The sequence below is a fragment of the Streptomyces sp. NPDC016459 genome (assembly GCF_040632845.1).
Classification (GTDB): Bacteria; Actinomycetota; Actinomycetes; order Streptomycetales; family Streptomycetaceae; genus Streptomyces.
The window spans coordinates 211824-226836 of sequence record NZ_JBEYCR010000001.1 but is presented as its reverse complement, the minus strand read 5'-3'; the positions used below and the strand labels follow the sequence as shown (position 1 = coordinate 226836).

14 protein-coding genes are annotated in these 15013 nt (G+C 72.2%); 6 read left to right on the top strand and 8 right to left on the bottom strand.

The annotated features are described in order from the left end of the window. Positions 1-142: 142 nt before the first annotated feature. Complete coding sequence (locus ABZ567_RS01010) at positions 143-1027, bottom strand: hypothetical protein (protein ID WP_360782947.1); 885 nt, start codon at positions 1025-1027, stop codon at positions 143-145. A gap of 142 nt (positions 1028-1169) precedes the next feature. On the opposite strand from ABZ567_RS01010, the gene ABZ567_RS01005 reads away from it, so the two are divergent. Continuing rightward, positions 1170-1973 carry a serine protease gene (locus tag ABZ567_RS01005; protein WP_360782945.1) on the top strand — a complete coding sequence of 268 codons (804 nt, stop codon included), beginning with the start codon at positions 1170-1172 and terminating at the stop codon, positions 1971-1973. 84 nt (positions 1974-2057) lie between these two features. Here ABZ567_RS01005 and ABZ567_RS01000 read toward each other — a convergent pair whose 3' ends face one another. Beyond that, complete coding sequence (locus ABZ567_RS01000; protein WP_360782942.1) at positions 2058-3812, bottom strand: beta-galactosidase; 1755 nt, start codon at positions 3810-3812, stop codon at positions 2058-2060. Positions 3813-3919: 107 nt separating this feature from the next. Here ABZ567_RS01000 and ABZ567_RS00995 point away from each other — a divergent pair, with 107 nt between their 5' ends. Genes ABZ567_RS00995 through pepN form a run of 4 tightly spaced genes read left to right on the top strand, consistent with a single transcriptional unit; the run spans position 3920 to position 8671 of the window. Continuing rightward, on the top strand, positions 3920-4807 hold the full coding sequence (locus ABZ567_RS00995; RefSeq protein ID WP_360782939.1) for an AraC family transcriptional regulator: 888 nt from the start codon (positions 3920-3922) through the stop codon (positions 4805-4807). 11 nt (positions 4808-4818) lie between these two features. Beyond that, a complete protein-coding gene (locus tag ABZ567_RS00990; RefSeq protein ID WP_073806683.1) occupies positions 4819-5142 on the top strand; it encodes a chorismate mutase in 324 nt (107 codons plus the stop codon). After that, complete coding sequence (locus tag ABZ567_RS00985) at positions 5142-6128, top strand: asparaginase (RefSeq protein WP_360782936.1); 987 nt, start codon at positions 5142-5144, stop codon at positions 6126-6128. The genes ABZ567_RS00990 and ABZ567_RS00985 overlap by 1 nt, the downstream gene beginning before the upstream one ends. A gap of 56 nt (positions 6129-6184) precedes the next feature. Continuing rightward, positions 6185-8671 (top strand): aminopeptidase N, encoded by a 2487-nt coding sequence (pepN, locus tag ABZ567_RS00980; RefSeq protein WP_360782933.1) that lies wholly within the window; start codon positions 6185-6187, stop codon positions 8669-8671. Positions 8672-8709: 38 nt separating this feature from the next. On the opposite strand, the gene ABZ567_RS00975 is transcribed toward pepN, so the two are convergent. From ABZ567_RS00975 to ABZ567_RS00950, 6 genes are all read right to left on the bottom strand, one after another. Further along, a complete protein-coding gene (locus ABZ567_RS00975) occupies positions 8710-9933 on the bottom strand; it encodes a PP2C family protein-serine/threonine phosphatase (protein WP_360782930.1) in 1224 nt (407 codons plus the stop codon). Continuing rightward, on the bottom strand, positions 9930-10940 hold the full coding sequence (locus ABZ567_RS00970; protein ID WP_360782928.1) for a SpoIIE family protein phosphatase: 1011 nt from the start codon (positions 10938-10940) through the stop codon (positions 9930-9932). The genes ABZ567_RS00975 and ABZ567_RS00970 overlap by 4 nt, the downstream gene beginning before the upstream one ends. After that, a complete protein-coding gene (locus ABZ567_RS00965; RefSeq protein WP_360782925.1) occupies positions 10937-11416 on the bottom strand; it encodes an anti-sigma regulatory factor in 480 nt (159 codons plus the stop codon). The genes ABZ567_RS00970 and ABZ567_RS00965 overlap by 4 nt, the downstream gene beginning before the upstream one ends. Continuing rightward, positions 11400-11810: an STAS domain-containing protein gene (locus ABZ567_RS00960; protein WP_360782922.1), complete on the bottom strand. Its 411-nt coding sequence runs from the start codon at positions 11808-11810 to the stop codon at positions 11400-11402. The genes ABZ567_RS00965 and ABZ567_RS00960 overlap by 17 nt, the downstream gene beginning before the upstream one ends. Further along, complete coding sequence (locus ABZ567_RS00955; protein ID WP_360782919.1) at positions 11807-12685, bottom strand: STAS domain-containing protein; 879 nt, start codon at positions 12683-12685, stop codon at positions 11807-11809. Before ABZ567_RS00955 ends, ABZ567_RS00960 begins: the two co-directional genes overlap by 4 nt. Before the next feature lie 343 nt (positions 12686-13028). Further along, entirely contained in the window at positions 13029-13529 is a 501-nt protein-coding gene (locus ABZ567_RS00950) for a MarR family transcriptional regulator (RefSeq protein WP_360782916.1), read from the bottom strand. A 101-nt stretch (positions 13530-13630) separates the two neighbouring features. Between ABZ567_RS00950 and ABZ567_RS00945 the strand changes: the two genes are divergently transcribed. Then, positions 13631-14797, top strand: coding sequence for a PP2C family protein-serine/threonine phosphatase (locus tag ABZ567_RS00945; RefSeq protein ID WP_360782913.1), 1167 nt, complete (start codon positions 13631-13633; stop codon positions 14795-14797). The last annotated feature ends 216 nt before the right edge of the window (positions 14798-15013 follow it).

Sequence of the window (15013 nt, the reverse complement as noted above, 5' to 3'; positions counted from 1 at the left end):
CCGGGAGCGACGGATGACGCTCTATCACGCAGGCACGGCACGGCACGCGGCCTCGTCCTCGGCCTCCCGGGCGGCGCCGGGGACGTCCGCTTCCACCGGGGCCCCCGGCCCTCCGCGGGAGGCCCCGCCCGGCTCGCACGCCCTAACCCGCGCACTCCAGCACCGTGCCGCACACCCCGCACCTGGCCCGCAGCGGCCGTCCCGCCGGGACCCTCAGGCGTTGCCGGCAGACCGGGCAGGGGAACGAGACGCCGGTCGCCGGTGCTCCGCCGTCGAAGGCGTACGGGGCACCGGGGGCCGCCCGCCCCCGGCGCCGCTCCCTGCCGTAGCGCCGGCGCTCGGCCCAGCCCGCCCCGGCGAGCGGCGGCGGCGTCCGCTCCCGGTCCGCCTCCGCCCGGCCCCGTACCCATGCCTCGTACGCCACCGCGCTGGTGAACCACGGTGACGGGTCCTCGCCGAACACCTGGGCCCGCTTGGCGAGGACGTAGCCGAACTCCTCCGGGGTCAGATATCCCAGCTTCTGGCTCTCCACGCCGTCCTGGCGGTACGCGTCGAGCAACAGCCATCCGGCACCCAGATAGGTGGTGACGACATCGGTGAGGATCTCGTTCTCCTCGGTATCGGGGAAGCCGAGTCCGAGCCGGTGCAACAGAACATGGGTGATCTCGTGGGCGAGAGCGGCGCCGATGTCTCGGCGGCGGGTCCGAAAACGGTCGTTGAGTTCCACGAAGTACTCGGGCCCCGCGGCGAGTTCCACGGTCGCCGCGTGCTTCATCGGCCGGAAGCTCACCACCATGCGCGCCTCGGGCAGCCGCAGGTGCCGGACGAGGGCGCGGGCCACCCGCTGGGTGCCGAGGTGGAGGTCCTCGGTGCCGTCGAAGGCCACTTCGGAGGCCGGCACGCTGGTCGGATAGCGGTGCACGCCGTCCGCCGAGAGGCGTCGGTAGAGCGCCGTGAGCGCGGCCCCGATCCTGGCGCGGTGCGGAAGGCCGTGGGCGACGCTGTCGCCCTCCTGACGGTTCGGCATGCCGGTTTCCCCCCTCTCCTCCACTGTACGGTCCCGCCGCTGGATCTGGCCGAAAAGGCTTGCTTGTGGCGGCAGTTGGACCCCGCCCATAATCCGACATGACTTGACGGGCGCATGTCATTGCCCGTCGGTTCAACCCCCCATGAAAGAAGGCAGACACGTGAAGCAGAACAGAATGGTCCGCGCGCTCCAGAAGCTCGCCGCGGCCGGGGCCGTCGTCCTGGCGGCCGTCAGCCTCCAGCCCACCAGCACGGCCTCCGCCGCCCCCGCCCCCGTCGTCGGCGGCGTCCGTGCCGCCCAGGGCGAGTTCCCCTGGATGGTCAGGCTCTCCATGGGCTGCGGCGGCTCGCTGATCACCCCGCAGATCGTGCTCACCGCGGCCCACTGCGTGAGCGGCTCCGGCAACAACACCAGCATCACCGCCACCGCCGGTGTCGTGGACCTACAGAGCAGCAGCGCCATCAAGGTCCGGTCCACCAAGGTCCTCCAGGCCCCGGGCTACAACGGCAAGGGCAAGGACTGGGCGCTGATCAAGCTCGCCAGCCCCATCACGTCGCTGCCCAACCTGAAGATCGCCGAGACCACCGCGTACAACAGCGGCACCTTCACGGTGGCCGGCTGGGGCGCCGCCCGTGAGGGCGGGTCGCAGCAGCGCTACCTGCTCAAGGCGAACGTCCCGTTCGTCTCCGACGCCTCCTGCCAGGCGTCGTACGGCAGCGACCTCGTCCCCTCCGAGGAGATCTGCGCCGGCTACAACCAGGGCGGGGTCGACACCTGCCAGGGTGACTCCGGCGGCCCGATGTTCCGCAAGGACAACGCCGGAGCCTGGATCCAGGTCGGCATCGTGAGCTGGGGCGAGGGCTGCGCCCGGGCCGGCTACCCCGGCGTCTACACGGAGGTCTCGACCTTCGCCGCCGCGATCAAGTCGGCCGCGGCCACGCTGTAACGGCGAGGCGTGGACGGGTGCCCCGGAGCGGCCTCGGCTCCGGGGCACCCGCATGCGCAGGACCCCGTCATCCGCCCCGCGAACTCACAGGACGCCGAGCTCGACGCCCGGCACACCGCCCCCCTCCAGCTCCAGCGCCCACACCTCGTTCGCCCCCTCCCGCAGCACCGGCCCCGGCACGAACAGCGCCTCCTGCGGGCCGGCCGCCGCCCAGTACCGGCCCAGGCAGAAACCGTTCACCCACACGAAGCCCCGGGTCGCTCCCGGCAGCCGCAGGACCGCGTCCCCGGCGCCTGCGACCTCCAGCGTCCCCCGGTAGAGGCCCGGTCCGCCCCCGTCCGCCGCGGGCTCGAACGGCACCTTCTCCATCGCCGCCGCCCCGAACGCGTCCAGCCGCAGCCCCCGCGCCCGGAACCCGTGCAGATACTGCCGCTCGTGCCGCACGCCGCCGGTGATCCCCTTCGACTCCCCGAGCCGGGGACCGTAGTTGACCCGGCCCAGCGACTCCACCCAGAGGTCGACGGTCACCGCCCCCGGCACCGGCTCGGCGAGCACCGCCTCCTCCGTGTCGAGCACCCCCGCCAGGGCCCCGTCGACGTACACCACCGCCCGGTCCCGCAGCCCCGTCACCCCCAGCGGGTACGGCTGCCGAGGCCCGGGTACCGCCACCCGGTAGCGCACCAGACCCCGGTCCACGCCCAGCTCCTCGAAGGTCGGAGGCACCGGCGTCAGCGACTCCTCGTCGCCCAGCACCTCCAGGACCGCGTCAAGCGCCGCCCAGCAGTCGAAGGCGCCCCGCACCGGGGCCCCGAGCCGCGCCGGGGGCTCCGGCAGCTCCGGCAGCGGCCCCTCCGCGTACGCCGCGAGCACCTCGCGGAAACGCCAGAACTTCTCCGTCGGCCTCCCCGCCTCGTCCACCGGAGCGTCGTAGTCGTACGAGGTCACCGTCGCCCGCAACGGCCCGTCGTGCAGCTCACCGGCCCGGTTCGCGCCCGCCCAGCCCGCGAAGTTCGTACCCCCGTGCGCCAGGTACACATTGACCGACGCCCCGCACTCCAGGACCTCCCGCAGCGCCGCCGCCGCGTCCTGCGCGTCCCGCACCGCGTGCTGCGTGCCCCAGTGGTCGAACCAGCCGCACCAGAACTCCATGCACATCAGCGGCCCCGAGGGCCGATGGCGCCGCAGCGTCGCGAAACCCTCCCGGGCCCCCGAACCGAAGTTCGCCGTCGCGAGCACCCCCGGCAGCGAACCACCCGTCAGCATGTGGTCCTCGGGGCCGTCCGAGGTGAACAGCGGCACGCTCACCCCGCAGTCACGCAGCAGCTCCGCGACCCACTCCAGATAGCCCCGGTCGCTGCCGTAACTCCCGTACTCGTTCTCCACCTGGACCAGGACCACCGGCCCACCCCGGTCGACCTGCCGCTCCACCACCTGCGGCAGCAGCCGCCGGAACCAGGCCTCCACCGGCGCCAGGAACTCCGGGTCGAGGGTCCGCACCCGCCGCCCGAGCGGTCCGGTCAACCAGTGCGGCAGACCACCGTTCTCCCACTCGGCGCAGATGTACGGCCCCGGGCGCACGATCGCCCGCATCCCGGCCCGCTCCACCGCGTCCAGGAACCGGCCGAGCGCCTCCACGTCCCCGTACCGGCCCGGCTCCGGCGCGTACAGGTTCCACGGCACGTACGTCTCGACACAGTCGAGGCCCATCGCCCGCAGCATCCCGAGCCGGTGCCCCCACTGCTCCTCGCGCACCCGGAAGTAGTGCAGCGCACCCGACAGCAGCCGCACCGGCCGCCCGTCGAGCAGAAAGTCCTCGTCACCCACAGCGAACACGCTCATGGCAGCACCCTCGCCCCTTGGCGGCGGACCGGTCCATGGACAAAGATCGTCGCAGTTTGGACGTTAGGGCCCGCCCGCCCGTCGGGCCCCGGGAAGGGGCCCACCGCATGTACCACACCTGGATGCGCTACTTCACGCCCAGCCCCGTCCACCACCGCCTCGGCCTCGTCTGTCTCGGCGTCGGACTCCAGCACGGCACGCTGCCCACCGTCGGCCCCCGCACCCTGGACCACCACGTGGCCGTCGTCGTCTCCGCCGGCGCCGGCTGGTACCGGGCCGCCGACGGGCGCCGCGCCACCGTCACCGCACCCGCCCTGCTCTGGCTGACCCCCGGCGTCCCCCACCACTACGGCGCCGACCCCGGCACCGGCTGGGACGAGGCCTTCGTCGACTTCGCCGGACCCGCCACCACCACCTACACCGAACTCGGCTACATCGAACCCGACCGGCCCGTCGTCCCCCTCTCCGACGCCGCCCCAGCCCGCGCCGCCATCAGCCGGATCGCCCGCGCCGCCCGCCCCGGCAACCCCCTCCTGGAAGTCGAGACGGGAGCCGCCGTCCACGAACTCCTCGTCGCCCTGCGCCGCGCCCGCGCCGACACCCACACCGACGGCGACCCCGTCCTCGCCGCCCTCGCCCGCGACGCCTGCCGGCCCCTCACCGTCGCCGACCACGCCGCCCGGCACGGCATGACCGCCGCCGAACTGCGCACCGCGGTCCGTCGCGCCGCCGGATGCAGCCCCAAGGACTACCTGCTCACCGTCCGCCTCGGCCGCGCCAAGGAACTCCTCGCCGCCACCGACCTGCCCGTCGCCGCCGTCGCCCGCCGCGTCGGCTACGACGACCCGGCCTACTTCTCCCGCCTGTTCACCCGCCGGGTCGGCACCGCCCCCATCCGCTTCCGCGAACAGCAGGGACGGTCCGTGCACGGCGGCTGGAGCGACCGCGTTCCGGATCCCGAACACCCGCCCACGATCCTCCCCGGATCCGTCTAAGCTCGCAGATCATGAGTGACCCCACCGATCCCCACGCCATCGACGAGTCCGTACGGGCCGAACTGACCCGGCTGCGCGAAAGCATCGACAACATCGACGCGGCGGTCGTGCACATGCTCGCCGAGCGCTTCAAGTGCACGCAGCAGGTCGGCGTCCTCAAAGCCCGGCACCAGCTGCCGCCCGCCGACCCGGCCCGCGAGTCACGCCAGATCGCCCGGCTGCGGGAACTCGCCGAGAACGCGAAACTGGACCCGGCCTTCGCGGAGAAACTCCTCAACTTCATCATCGCCGAGGTCATCCGCCACCACGAGACGATTGCGGACGGAGCACGCTGATGGCCCGCGTCACGGTCTTCACCCTCGGAGGAACCATCTCCGTACGAGGCGGTGACGCGGCCCGCATGAGCGGCCAGGAGGTCCTCGCCGAGCTCGGCGGAGACCACGACGTCGTCCTGAACGACTTCCGCCGCGTCCCCAGCTCCACCCTCAGCCACGAGGACCTCGCCGCCCTCGCCGCCGAGGTCCGCGCCACCGTCGCCGCCGGCTCCGGCGTGGTCGTCGTCCAGGGCACCGACACCCTGGAGGAGACCGCCTTCCTCCTCGACCTGCTCTGCACCACCGCGCAGCCGATCGCCGTCACCGGCGCCATGCGCCGCCCCGACCTGCCGGGCGCCGACGGCCCCGCCAACCTCGCCGCCGCGCTCGCGGTCGCCGCCGCCCCGGCCTGCCGGAACCTCGGCGTCCTCGTCGTCCTCGCCGACGAGATCCACGCCGCCCGTCTCGCCCGCAAGACCCACACCACCTCCGTCGCCACCTTCGCCTCGCCGGGCGCCGGACCCGTCGGCAGCGTCGTCGAGGGTGAACCCCGCATCCTGCTCCGCCCCGCCGTCCCCGTCGCGCCCTGCCCCCTGCGGCTCGACCCCGACGTCCGGGTGGCGCTCGTCACCCTCTCCCAGGGCGACCGCGGCGAACTCCTCGACGCCGTCGACGACCGCTTCCAGGGCCTCGTCGTCGCCGCCTTCGGCGCCGGACACGCCCCCGCGTGGCTCGTCGACCCGCTCGCCGAGCTCGCCCGCCGCATCCCGGTCGTCCTGGCCTCCCGTACGGGCGGCGGCACGACCCTCTCGGACACCTACCGCGGCCCGGGCTCCGAGTACGACCTGCTCCACCACGGACTGATCCCGGCCGGTCCCCTCGACCCCGCCAAGGCCCGGATCCTGCTCCACACCCTGCTGTCCAGCGGCGCGGCCGGCCCCAGCGGCTACGACCGCCCCCGCATCACGGCCGCCTTCGCCCACCTGGACGGCTCGGGCCTCGCCTGAGGCGTATCCCGCACCACCCCTGCCCCCCGACCGGACGATCGGGCAGCATAGGGCCCATGTCCGTACTGACGCGCGACGAAGCGCAGACCCGTGCCCAGCTCCTCGACGTCCACCGCTACCTGGTGGACATCGACCTCACCACGGGCGCAGAGACCTTCGAGTCCACCAGCACCGTCCGGTTCGCCGCCCGCACCGCCGGGGACACCTTCGTCGAGCTCAAGCCCGTCACCCTGCACTCCGCCACCCTCGACGGACAGGCCATCGACCCGGCCTCCCTCACCGGCAACCGGCTCCCGCTGAGCCTCACCGAGGGCGAGCACGAGCTGCGCGTCACCACCACCATGCGCTACTCCCGCACCGGCGAGGGCATGCACCGGTTCACGGACCCCACCGACGGCGAGTCGTACGTCTACACCCAGCTCTTCATGGAGGACGTCCAGCGCGTCTTCGCAGCCTTCGACCAGCCCGATCTGAAGGCCGTCTTCGAGCTGACCGTCACCGCGCCCGACGGCTGGACCGTCCTCTCCAACAGCGTCACCGAACAGGGGGCCGACGGCAGCTGGAAGGCCGCCCCCACCCCGCTGCTCTCCACCTACTTCGTCTGCGTCGCCGCCGGCCCCTGGCACTCGGTCCGCACCGAGCACGCCGGGCTGCCCTTCGGCATCCACTGCCGCCGCTCCCTCGCCCCCCACCTCGACGCCGACGCCGACGAGATCCTCGCCGTCACCAAGGCCTGCTACGACCGGTACCACGAGAAGTTCGACGAGCCGTACCCCTTCGACTCCTACGACCAGGCCTTCGTCCCCGAGTTCAACGCGGGCGCCATGGAGAACCCCGGCCTCGTCACCTTCCGCGACGAGTTCGTCTTCCGCTCCGCCGTCACCGTCACCGAACGGCAGACCCGCGCCATGGTCATCGCCCACGAGATGGCCCACATGTGGTTCGGCGACCTCGTCACCCTGCGCTGGTGGGACGACATCTGGCTGAACGAGTCCTTCGCCGAGTACATGGGCTTCCAGACCGTCAACGAAGCCTGCGCCGACCTCTTCCCCGACACCTGGGTCGACTTCGGCATCGCCAGGAAGGCCTGGGGGTACGAGGCCGACCAGCGGCCCTCCACCCACCCCGTCGCCCCCGACCCGGAAGCCGTCCCCGACACCGCCTCCGCGCTCCTCAACTTCGACGGCATCTCCTACGCCAAGGGCGCCTCCGCCCTCCGCCAGCTCGTCGCCTGGCTCGGCGAGAAGGACTTCCTCGCCGGCATCAACATCCACTTCAAGCGGCACCGCTTCGGCAACGCCACCCTCGCCGACTTCATCGACAACCTGGCGGCCGCCACCGACCGCGACGTCCACCGCTGGGCCGAACAGTGGCTGCGCACCACGGGCGTCGACACCCTCACCCCCCGCCTCCACGGAGAGGGCGCCCGCTGGCGGCTGACCGTCGACCACGAGGGCAGCCGCCCGCACCGCGTCGAGGTCGGCGTCTACGACCGGGAGCCCGACGGCGAACTCGCCCTGCGCGAGCGCCGCGCGCTCGACGTCCCGCAGGAGACACCCGCCGAGCTGACCGGCCCGCGCCCCGCCCTCGTCGTCCTCAACGACGGCGACCTCACCTACACCAAGCTCCGCTTCGACGACGTCTCCGAGGAGTCCGCCCTGCGCGGCCTCTCCCGCGTCCCGGACCCGCTCACCCGGGCCGTGATCTGGAACGCGCTGCGCGACATGGTCCGGGACGGCGACCTCGAACCCGGCACGTACCTGGAGATCGCCCACGCCCACCTCACCGACGAGACCGAACTCGCCATCGTCCAGGGCGTCCTCGGCTTCGCCCGCACCCAGATCGCCGACCGCTACGTCACCGAGGACGAGCGCCCCGCCGCCCTCGCCAGGATCGGCGAGATCGCCCGCGCCCTGCTCCGCCGCACCGAGGACGGCGAGGACCCCGGCCTGCGCCTCACCGCCGTCCGCGCGTTCGTCGACAGCGCCACCACCCCCGCCAAGATCGCCTCCTGGCTCGAAGACGGCACCGTCCACGGCGGCCCCGAACTCGACCCCGAGCTGCGCTGGCGGATCCTGGCCCGCCTCGCCGTCCTCGGCGCCACCGACGAGACCGTGATCGCCGCCGAACTCGAACGGGACCCCAGCGCCACCGGCCGGGAAGGCGCGGCCCGCTGCCGGGCCTCCCTCCCGACCGCGGACGCGAAGGCCGAGGCCTGGTCGGCGCTCTTCGACTCCGACGACCTGTCCAACTACCTCTTCACCGCCACCGCCCAGGGCTTCTGGCAGCCCGAACAGGCCGATCTCACACGGGAGTACGTGCCCCGCTTCTACACCGCCGCGACCGCGCTGGGCGCCCGCCGGGGCCCCGCCATGGCCGAGGCGGCGGGCCGCTACGCCTTCCCGGCGTACGCCATCGACCCGGAGTCCCTGTCCCTGGGTGAACACCACCTGAAGGACGACACCGTGATCCCGGCCCTCCACCGCAAGCTGGTGGACCAGCTCGACGACCTACGAAGGGCGCTGGCGGTCCGTTCGTCCTGACCCGTACGTCGGCGGAGCCGCAGGCCGTGCACGGAACGTCAGGGCAGGCGAACGGCGATCGCGAGGGTGTCGTCCTTGTGGAGGACGTCGGTGAGCATGTCGCGGGCGATGGCGGCGGGAATCCGATCCGTGGGCAGCCCTCGATGACGGCGAGCGGACTGGAGCAGACGGCTCTCCCCCTCGTAGGTGTCTCTGCGGCTCTCCGTCAGGCCGTCGGTGTAGAGGACGAGCAGGTCGCCGGGGCGGAGCGTGGCGGTGACGATGCGTTCGCTGCCGGGGAGGGGATAGCCGACCCCGCGGCCGCGGGCTTCGAGGAAGGTGGCGGTGCCGTCGGCGCGTACGAGGAGCGCCGGCGGGTGGCTTCCGTTCGCGAGGCCGACTTCACCGGTCGACGGGTTCACCCGGGTCAGCAGGAGCGTTGCCATGACGCTGTGGTCCAGGGGCGCGAGGATGCTGTCGGTGCGCGCGACGATACTGCCGACGGGGTGACCTTCGAGGGCCAGGGTGCGCACGGCGTGGGTGACGGTCAGCGCGGTGCGGGTGCTGGTGACGCCGTGGCCGAGGGCGTCGACGACGGTGATGTGGATGGTTCCGTCGGGGAGGGCGAACCAGTCGTAGAGGTCCCCTCCGGTGGGGTCGTCGTCACCGGCGGGGGCGTAGTGCACGGCCATCTCGAGGCCGTCGACATGGAGGGGCGGGGGGCGCAGGGCGTCCTCCAGGGCGCGCAGTGTGCGGCCGTGGGCCCGGCGAAGCTCCTCGTCCCGCTCTTCGAGTTGTACGTAGAGGGCCAGGACGCCGCTGTTGGTCTCGGCCAGTTCGTGCTTGAGCTTGCGGTGCTCCGCGGCGAGGCCGTCGGTCCTGTCGAGCGCCGCGCGCAGTTCCTCCTCGACGAGCACGTGGTCGCCGTCGACATCCGTCGGGGGCCCGTGGTCCGGGGCGGCGGGGGTCGGTACGCGCCAGAGCATGCGGTGGTCGGCGGTGATCTCGGCCGGCAGCAGAGGTCGTTTCCTCGCCACCGGGGCGGCGGGAATCCCTCGCGGCAGGCGAAGGGTGACGGTCAGCCGGCCGCAGCCGTCGCTGTCGGTCGGTTCGTGGGCGTGGGTCAGGACGACGTGGCGCCCGGCGTTCAGTGAGGGGGCGGCCGCTTCGCTCACGGACAGGACGAGACGGGCCCTGTCGTCGGCGGCCAACCGGTGCGCGAGCGCGATGCTGCGTACGGCGCGCCGCAGAGCGGCCGGGGTGTGGAAGGTGTCGCTGTTCATGTGATCCCCAGGGAGGCGCCGAAGGCCAGGACCGTGGCGTCGTCCCGGCTTCGGCGACGTGTATGGGCCAGTGAGGCCGCGAGCAGGGCAGGGGGCAGGCTCAGGTGGGCGGGGGAGGGAGCGTGCGTCCACCGGTGGTCGATGCCGTCGGTGTACAGGGCCACGGTGGTGTCGGGGGGCAGCTCGAAGGACCGGCTCTGGGGCTGGGGGTGGTGGTACCCCACGATGCCGGGCTGTCCGGTGAGCTGCTGCCGGACTCCCCGGGGCGAGAGGACCGCGGCGCGGATGTTGCCGACGCAGCAGTACTCGGCGCGCCCGGACGCGGTCCTGAGGGCTGCCGCCGCCGCGCCTCTGGTGTGCCTCAGCGCCTTGTGGAGGGCGCTGATGATGTGGGGGAGCGGCGCGTCGGAGCAGGCCCGGAAGGTTCGCAGGGCCCGCTGGGTGGCTGCTTCCGCGTCCGGCCCGTGACCCAGTCCGTCGACCACGAGCGCTGTCCGGGCGTCACCGTGGTGGGCGAGCGCGTAGCCGTCGCCGCAGACGGGCTGGCCGTCGGCGGGCAGGCACAGGGCGCCGATGTCGGCGGTCGGCTTCGGGCTCCCGGGAAGCAGGAGCCGAGCGTGCGCGAGGGTGCCGTGTCGGGGGTCCGAGCGGATGTCGAAGTCGGTGGCTATGCGGCGTACCGCTCCCAGACCGGCTCCCAGCGTCCTGGTGGTGCTGTAGCCGTCGGTGAGGCTGAGGCCGATGTCACCGATGCCGGGACCGTGGTCCACCGCGATGACGTCCAGGCCGGTCCCCAGGGGGGCCGGCTGGAGGAAGATCGCTCCGTTGTGCGCGTGCTTGCTGATGTTGCTGGCGAGTTCGCTCGCGAGGACGGCTGCCCGGTCGGGTTGGGCCCCGGGCATGCGGAGGTGTACGGCGAGGGCGCGGGCCTGGTCGGCAGCCGCCTGGACGGCGCTGTGGTGGTCGATGCGGACGTGGAGCGTCCCGGGAAGGGTGCCGTCGATCACGGTCGGGTGTTCCAGCGCAGGGCGGTCACGGTCGTGCCCTGGCCCGGGACGGTGTGGACGTGGAACTCGTCCATGAGGCGGCGGGCCCCGCCGAGGCCGTGTCCCAGGCCGGCGCCCGTGGTGTATCCGTCGAGGAACGCGGTTTCGAGGTCGGCGATGCCGGGTCCTTGGTCCGATACGGAGAACCTCAGCCCTTGCCGTCCCGCCTGGTGGACCGTCTCGATGGTGAGGGTGCCGCCGCCGCCGTGGACGTACGCGTTGCGGGCCACCTCGCTGGCGGCCGTCACGACACGTGTCTGGTCCACCAGTCCGAAGCCGACGCGCACGGTGGCCTCGCGTACGGCGTGGCGGGCGGCGAGCAGGTCCTCCTCGGCGCGGATCTCGCGCGTCACTCTCCCGTCCTCGTCCCTCTCACGGGCGGTGGAGGCGCGGGGGGAGACGAGGTGTGTCAGTCGGGACTCATCGTAGAGCGACATCGTGGGCCCCCTCTGGGGGATGCGGGACTTGTCGCCATCCGAGGGCGATCATGCCCTGCTCCGCGTTCAGGGTGGTTTCCACGCCGGGGAGGCGCAGGCCGAGTTCCACCAGGGTGATCGCCACGGCCGGGCGCATGCCGGCCACCACGACTCGCGAGCCGAGGAGTCGGGCTGTCGTGGCCAGTTCCATCAGGGTGCGCGCCACGAACGAGTCGACGAGTTCGAGGCGCGAGACGTCTATGAGTACGCCGCGCGCTCGATCGGCGACGATGCGCTCGGTGAGTTCTTCGGTGAAGGCGACAGCGCTCTTGTCGTCGAGCTCGTCGAGAAGGCCGGTGACCAGCACGTCACCCAGCCGCAGGATCGGGACACCTCCGCTGGGGGCGCCCGTCACAGGGCGGCCGCGTAGGTGGACCGGGGTGTCGGGCGGTTGGTCATGGGGATGGCCGCGGCGAGGGCGTCGGCGAGTGTCGCGCGGGTCAGGATGGCAGAGAGGTCGATGCCGAGCTGAGCGATGATCTGCGCGATCGGTGGCCGGATGCCGCTGATCACGCAGTCCGCGCCCATGAGCCGGACGGCGTTGACCGTCTGCATCAGGTGGTGTGCGACAGCGGTGTCCACAGTGGGCACGCCGGTGATGTCGATGATCGCCACCTGCGCTTCGTCCCGTTGGATGGCTTCCAGCAGGTTCTCCATCACGATCTGGGTCCGCGCGGTGTCGAGCGTGCCGATCAGGGGGACGGCCAGCACCCGGTCCCAGAGCCGGACGACCGGAGTGGAGATCTCCAGGAGCTGTCGGCTCTGCCGCCGGATGATCTCCTCGCGGCCCTCCACGTAGGTGGAGAAGGACAGTGCTCCAGCGGCGTCGAGAAGTCTGTTGATCAACAGCGCCGCCTGGAAGAGGGTGTCCCCCTCGCGGGTCTCGTGCTGCACCGCTTCGAGCAGCGCCTCTTTGAGGGCGAGGACGGCCAGCGAGGTGGACGTCGGGTTCGCCCCGCCGCGCGCACGACGCAGGGAGAGGTCGGTGATCGCCTGACACAGCCCGGGGTGGGAGCTGACGACCCGCTCCGCCGGCTGGTCGGTCTCGAGTGCGGCACGCAGCGCCTCGACGAGCAGGTCCGCCTCCTCACGCAGCTCGGCCTCGGTGATGCCGGTTCCGAGGACTGCCCGTTCCAACTGCAGTTGCACCCACCGGTCGGCCACTGCCTCGCTCCGTGCACGCAGAGCCTCACCTACTCGGATCCGGGCCTCGCGTTCTGGGGTGGTCATCGCTAATCCGCCTTCGCAATTGTTGTTGCGCGACAAATGTTAGCGGAGCGGTGGTGTCAAGCGAAAGGCTGCCGGTCCCGGAGGGCGCTGGGGCACGGCGCGGCACGGCGCGGCACGGCGCGGTCGAAGGGGACGCACGGGCGCTCTCCGGGCGGCTGTGCGAGCAGGCCGCCGCGCAGAGGTCCAGTAACCCGGCATCGCGATGACATGCGCCCTCGGACAAGGGCGGAGCCGCGGGGCAGTCCGCCCGCAGGGCGTGCACCCCGCGGGCAGGCGTGGGCAGCGGGAAGTCAGGAGTACGGTGATCCGGTCGACGCGCTCGGCCGATCGGGGGATCAGGGGATCAGGCCGATTCCACAGCGTCGTCCCCCGGCTCCTCGCCCGGCGGGCTGGTGTCACCCGCGACCCGGCTGAAACCGGCCAGCCCCTTCGTGAGCGCGGCCCGTTCCTCCACCGTCATGTCGGTGATGATCTCGAGAAGCACGTGTTCGCGACGCGCCCTCAGGTCCCTGAGGTAGTTTTCCCCTCGGCTCGACAAGCGCAGCTCGAGCTCGCGGCGACTGGCGGAGCTGAGGGACCGCTTGATGAATCCCAGGGCGTGTAGACGGTCACACATCCGGCTCACCGACGAAGGCGTCGAGCTGAGCGCCTCTCCCAAGGTGCGCAGGTTGATCCCGTGATGACGGTCCAGCGTGTACAGCACCCGAAGCTGCGACGGCGACACCGGGGCCGTCGGCGTCATGTCCCGGGCCTGGCTCCAGAGCACTTCCAGCAGCTCGATGACCTCGCGCGTCGCCTGCGCGGCAGCATCCCGATCGCCGCCCGGGGTAGGTAGGGAATGCATGTCCCCAACTGTGACACTTCGCAATGGTCCTGTCAGTCGCTGAAGCATGAAAGACCATCCGCTCTTTTTCCCGCTATTTCCGAACAGGTGGTAACCGAACGGTGGACAGATTCACAGCGGTGGAACGCTCCCTCCGCAGAGCCGCACCCCACGCCCTCCTCGAAGCGGTGCGGGACGCGCTCACTGCCCACTACGCCGCCGAATCCGTCGACCTGCTCATGGCCGACTACGCGATGACCATACTGCAACCCGTCAGCGCCCTCCCATACACCGCCGAGCCGATCCCCGTCCACACCAGCGCGCCCGGCAGGGCCTTCGGCGCCCAGGAACCCTACGCAGAGGCCGTCAAGGGCACCGACCGGGTCACCGCACACCTGCCCGTCAGCGTGCGGGGCGACCGCATCGGCATCCTCAGCGTGCGGCTTCCGGCGGACTCCTACGACGCGGACACCGCCCGGGAACTGGAGGACGTCGCGGAAGTACTGGCCTACGGGATCGTGGTCGCCGAGCGGGACACCGACCTCTACCTCCAGGCCCGCCGCGCGGACCGCCTCACCCTCGCCGCCGAGATGCAGTGGCAACTCCTGCCCGGCCGCTCCTGCTCCCGCCCCGAATACGAACTCGGGGCGCAGCTCGAACCGGCCTACGCGATCTACGGCGACAACTTCGACTGGTCGACCTCTGCCGACCACCTCACCCTCACCGTGACCAACGGCATGGGCGAAGGCATCGAGGCCGCCCTGCTCACGAACCTCGCCATCAACTCCCTGCGCAACGCCCGCCGCGCCGGCCTCTCGCTCACCGACCAGGTGTGCCTGGCCGACCAGGCGGTCTACGGCCACTACCACGGGGCCGTGCACCTCTCCGTCCTCCATCTGAGGTTCGACCTGGAGACCGGGGAGACGGAGGTCATCGACGCCGGTTCTCCCAAGATGTGGCGCCTGAGGCAGGGCAGGGCAGAACTGATCGAACTCGACGCGCAGCTTCCGCTGGGCATGTTCGAGGACTCCATCTACAGCGTGCAGCGCCTCCGGATGGAGCCGGGAGACCGGCTGCTCTTCGTGAGTGACGGCGTCTACGACGTGGCCTCCCCGGCGGGAGAGCGGTACAGCGAGCGGGCTCTGATCCGCGCGATGACCAACACCCGTCTTCTCCCGCCCTCCCAGGTACCCCGCGCCGTCCTGCAGGAGCTCTCCGGCCACCGCGGCCCCATCGACGCGGACGACGACGCCATGGTGGTGTGCCTCGACTGGCACGGTCGCCCCTGACGATCGTCTCGGACGAGGAGGGGTCGTCCGCCGACGGTGCGGGCGCGACGGCCGGCCCGCCCGGTGGCCGTGCCGCACGCCGGGCACTCCACCACCGTCCCGCCCCCCCCGGTGGCCGTGCCGCACGCCCGGCACTCCACCACCGGCCCCACGGCACGGACCGGCGCGCCCCGGCCAGGTACGTGTCCCCCGTTCGGGTCACAACCCCCCACTCTC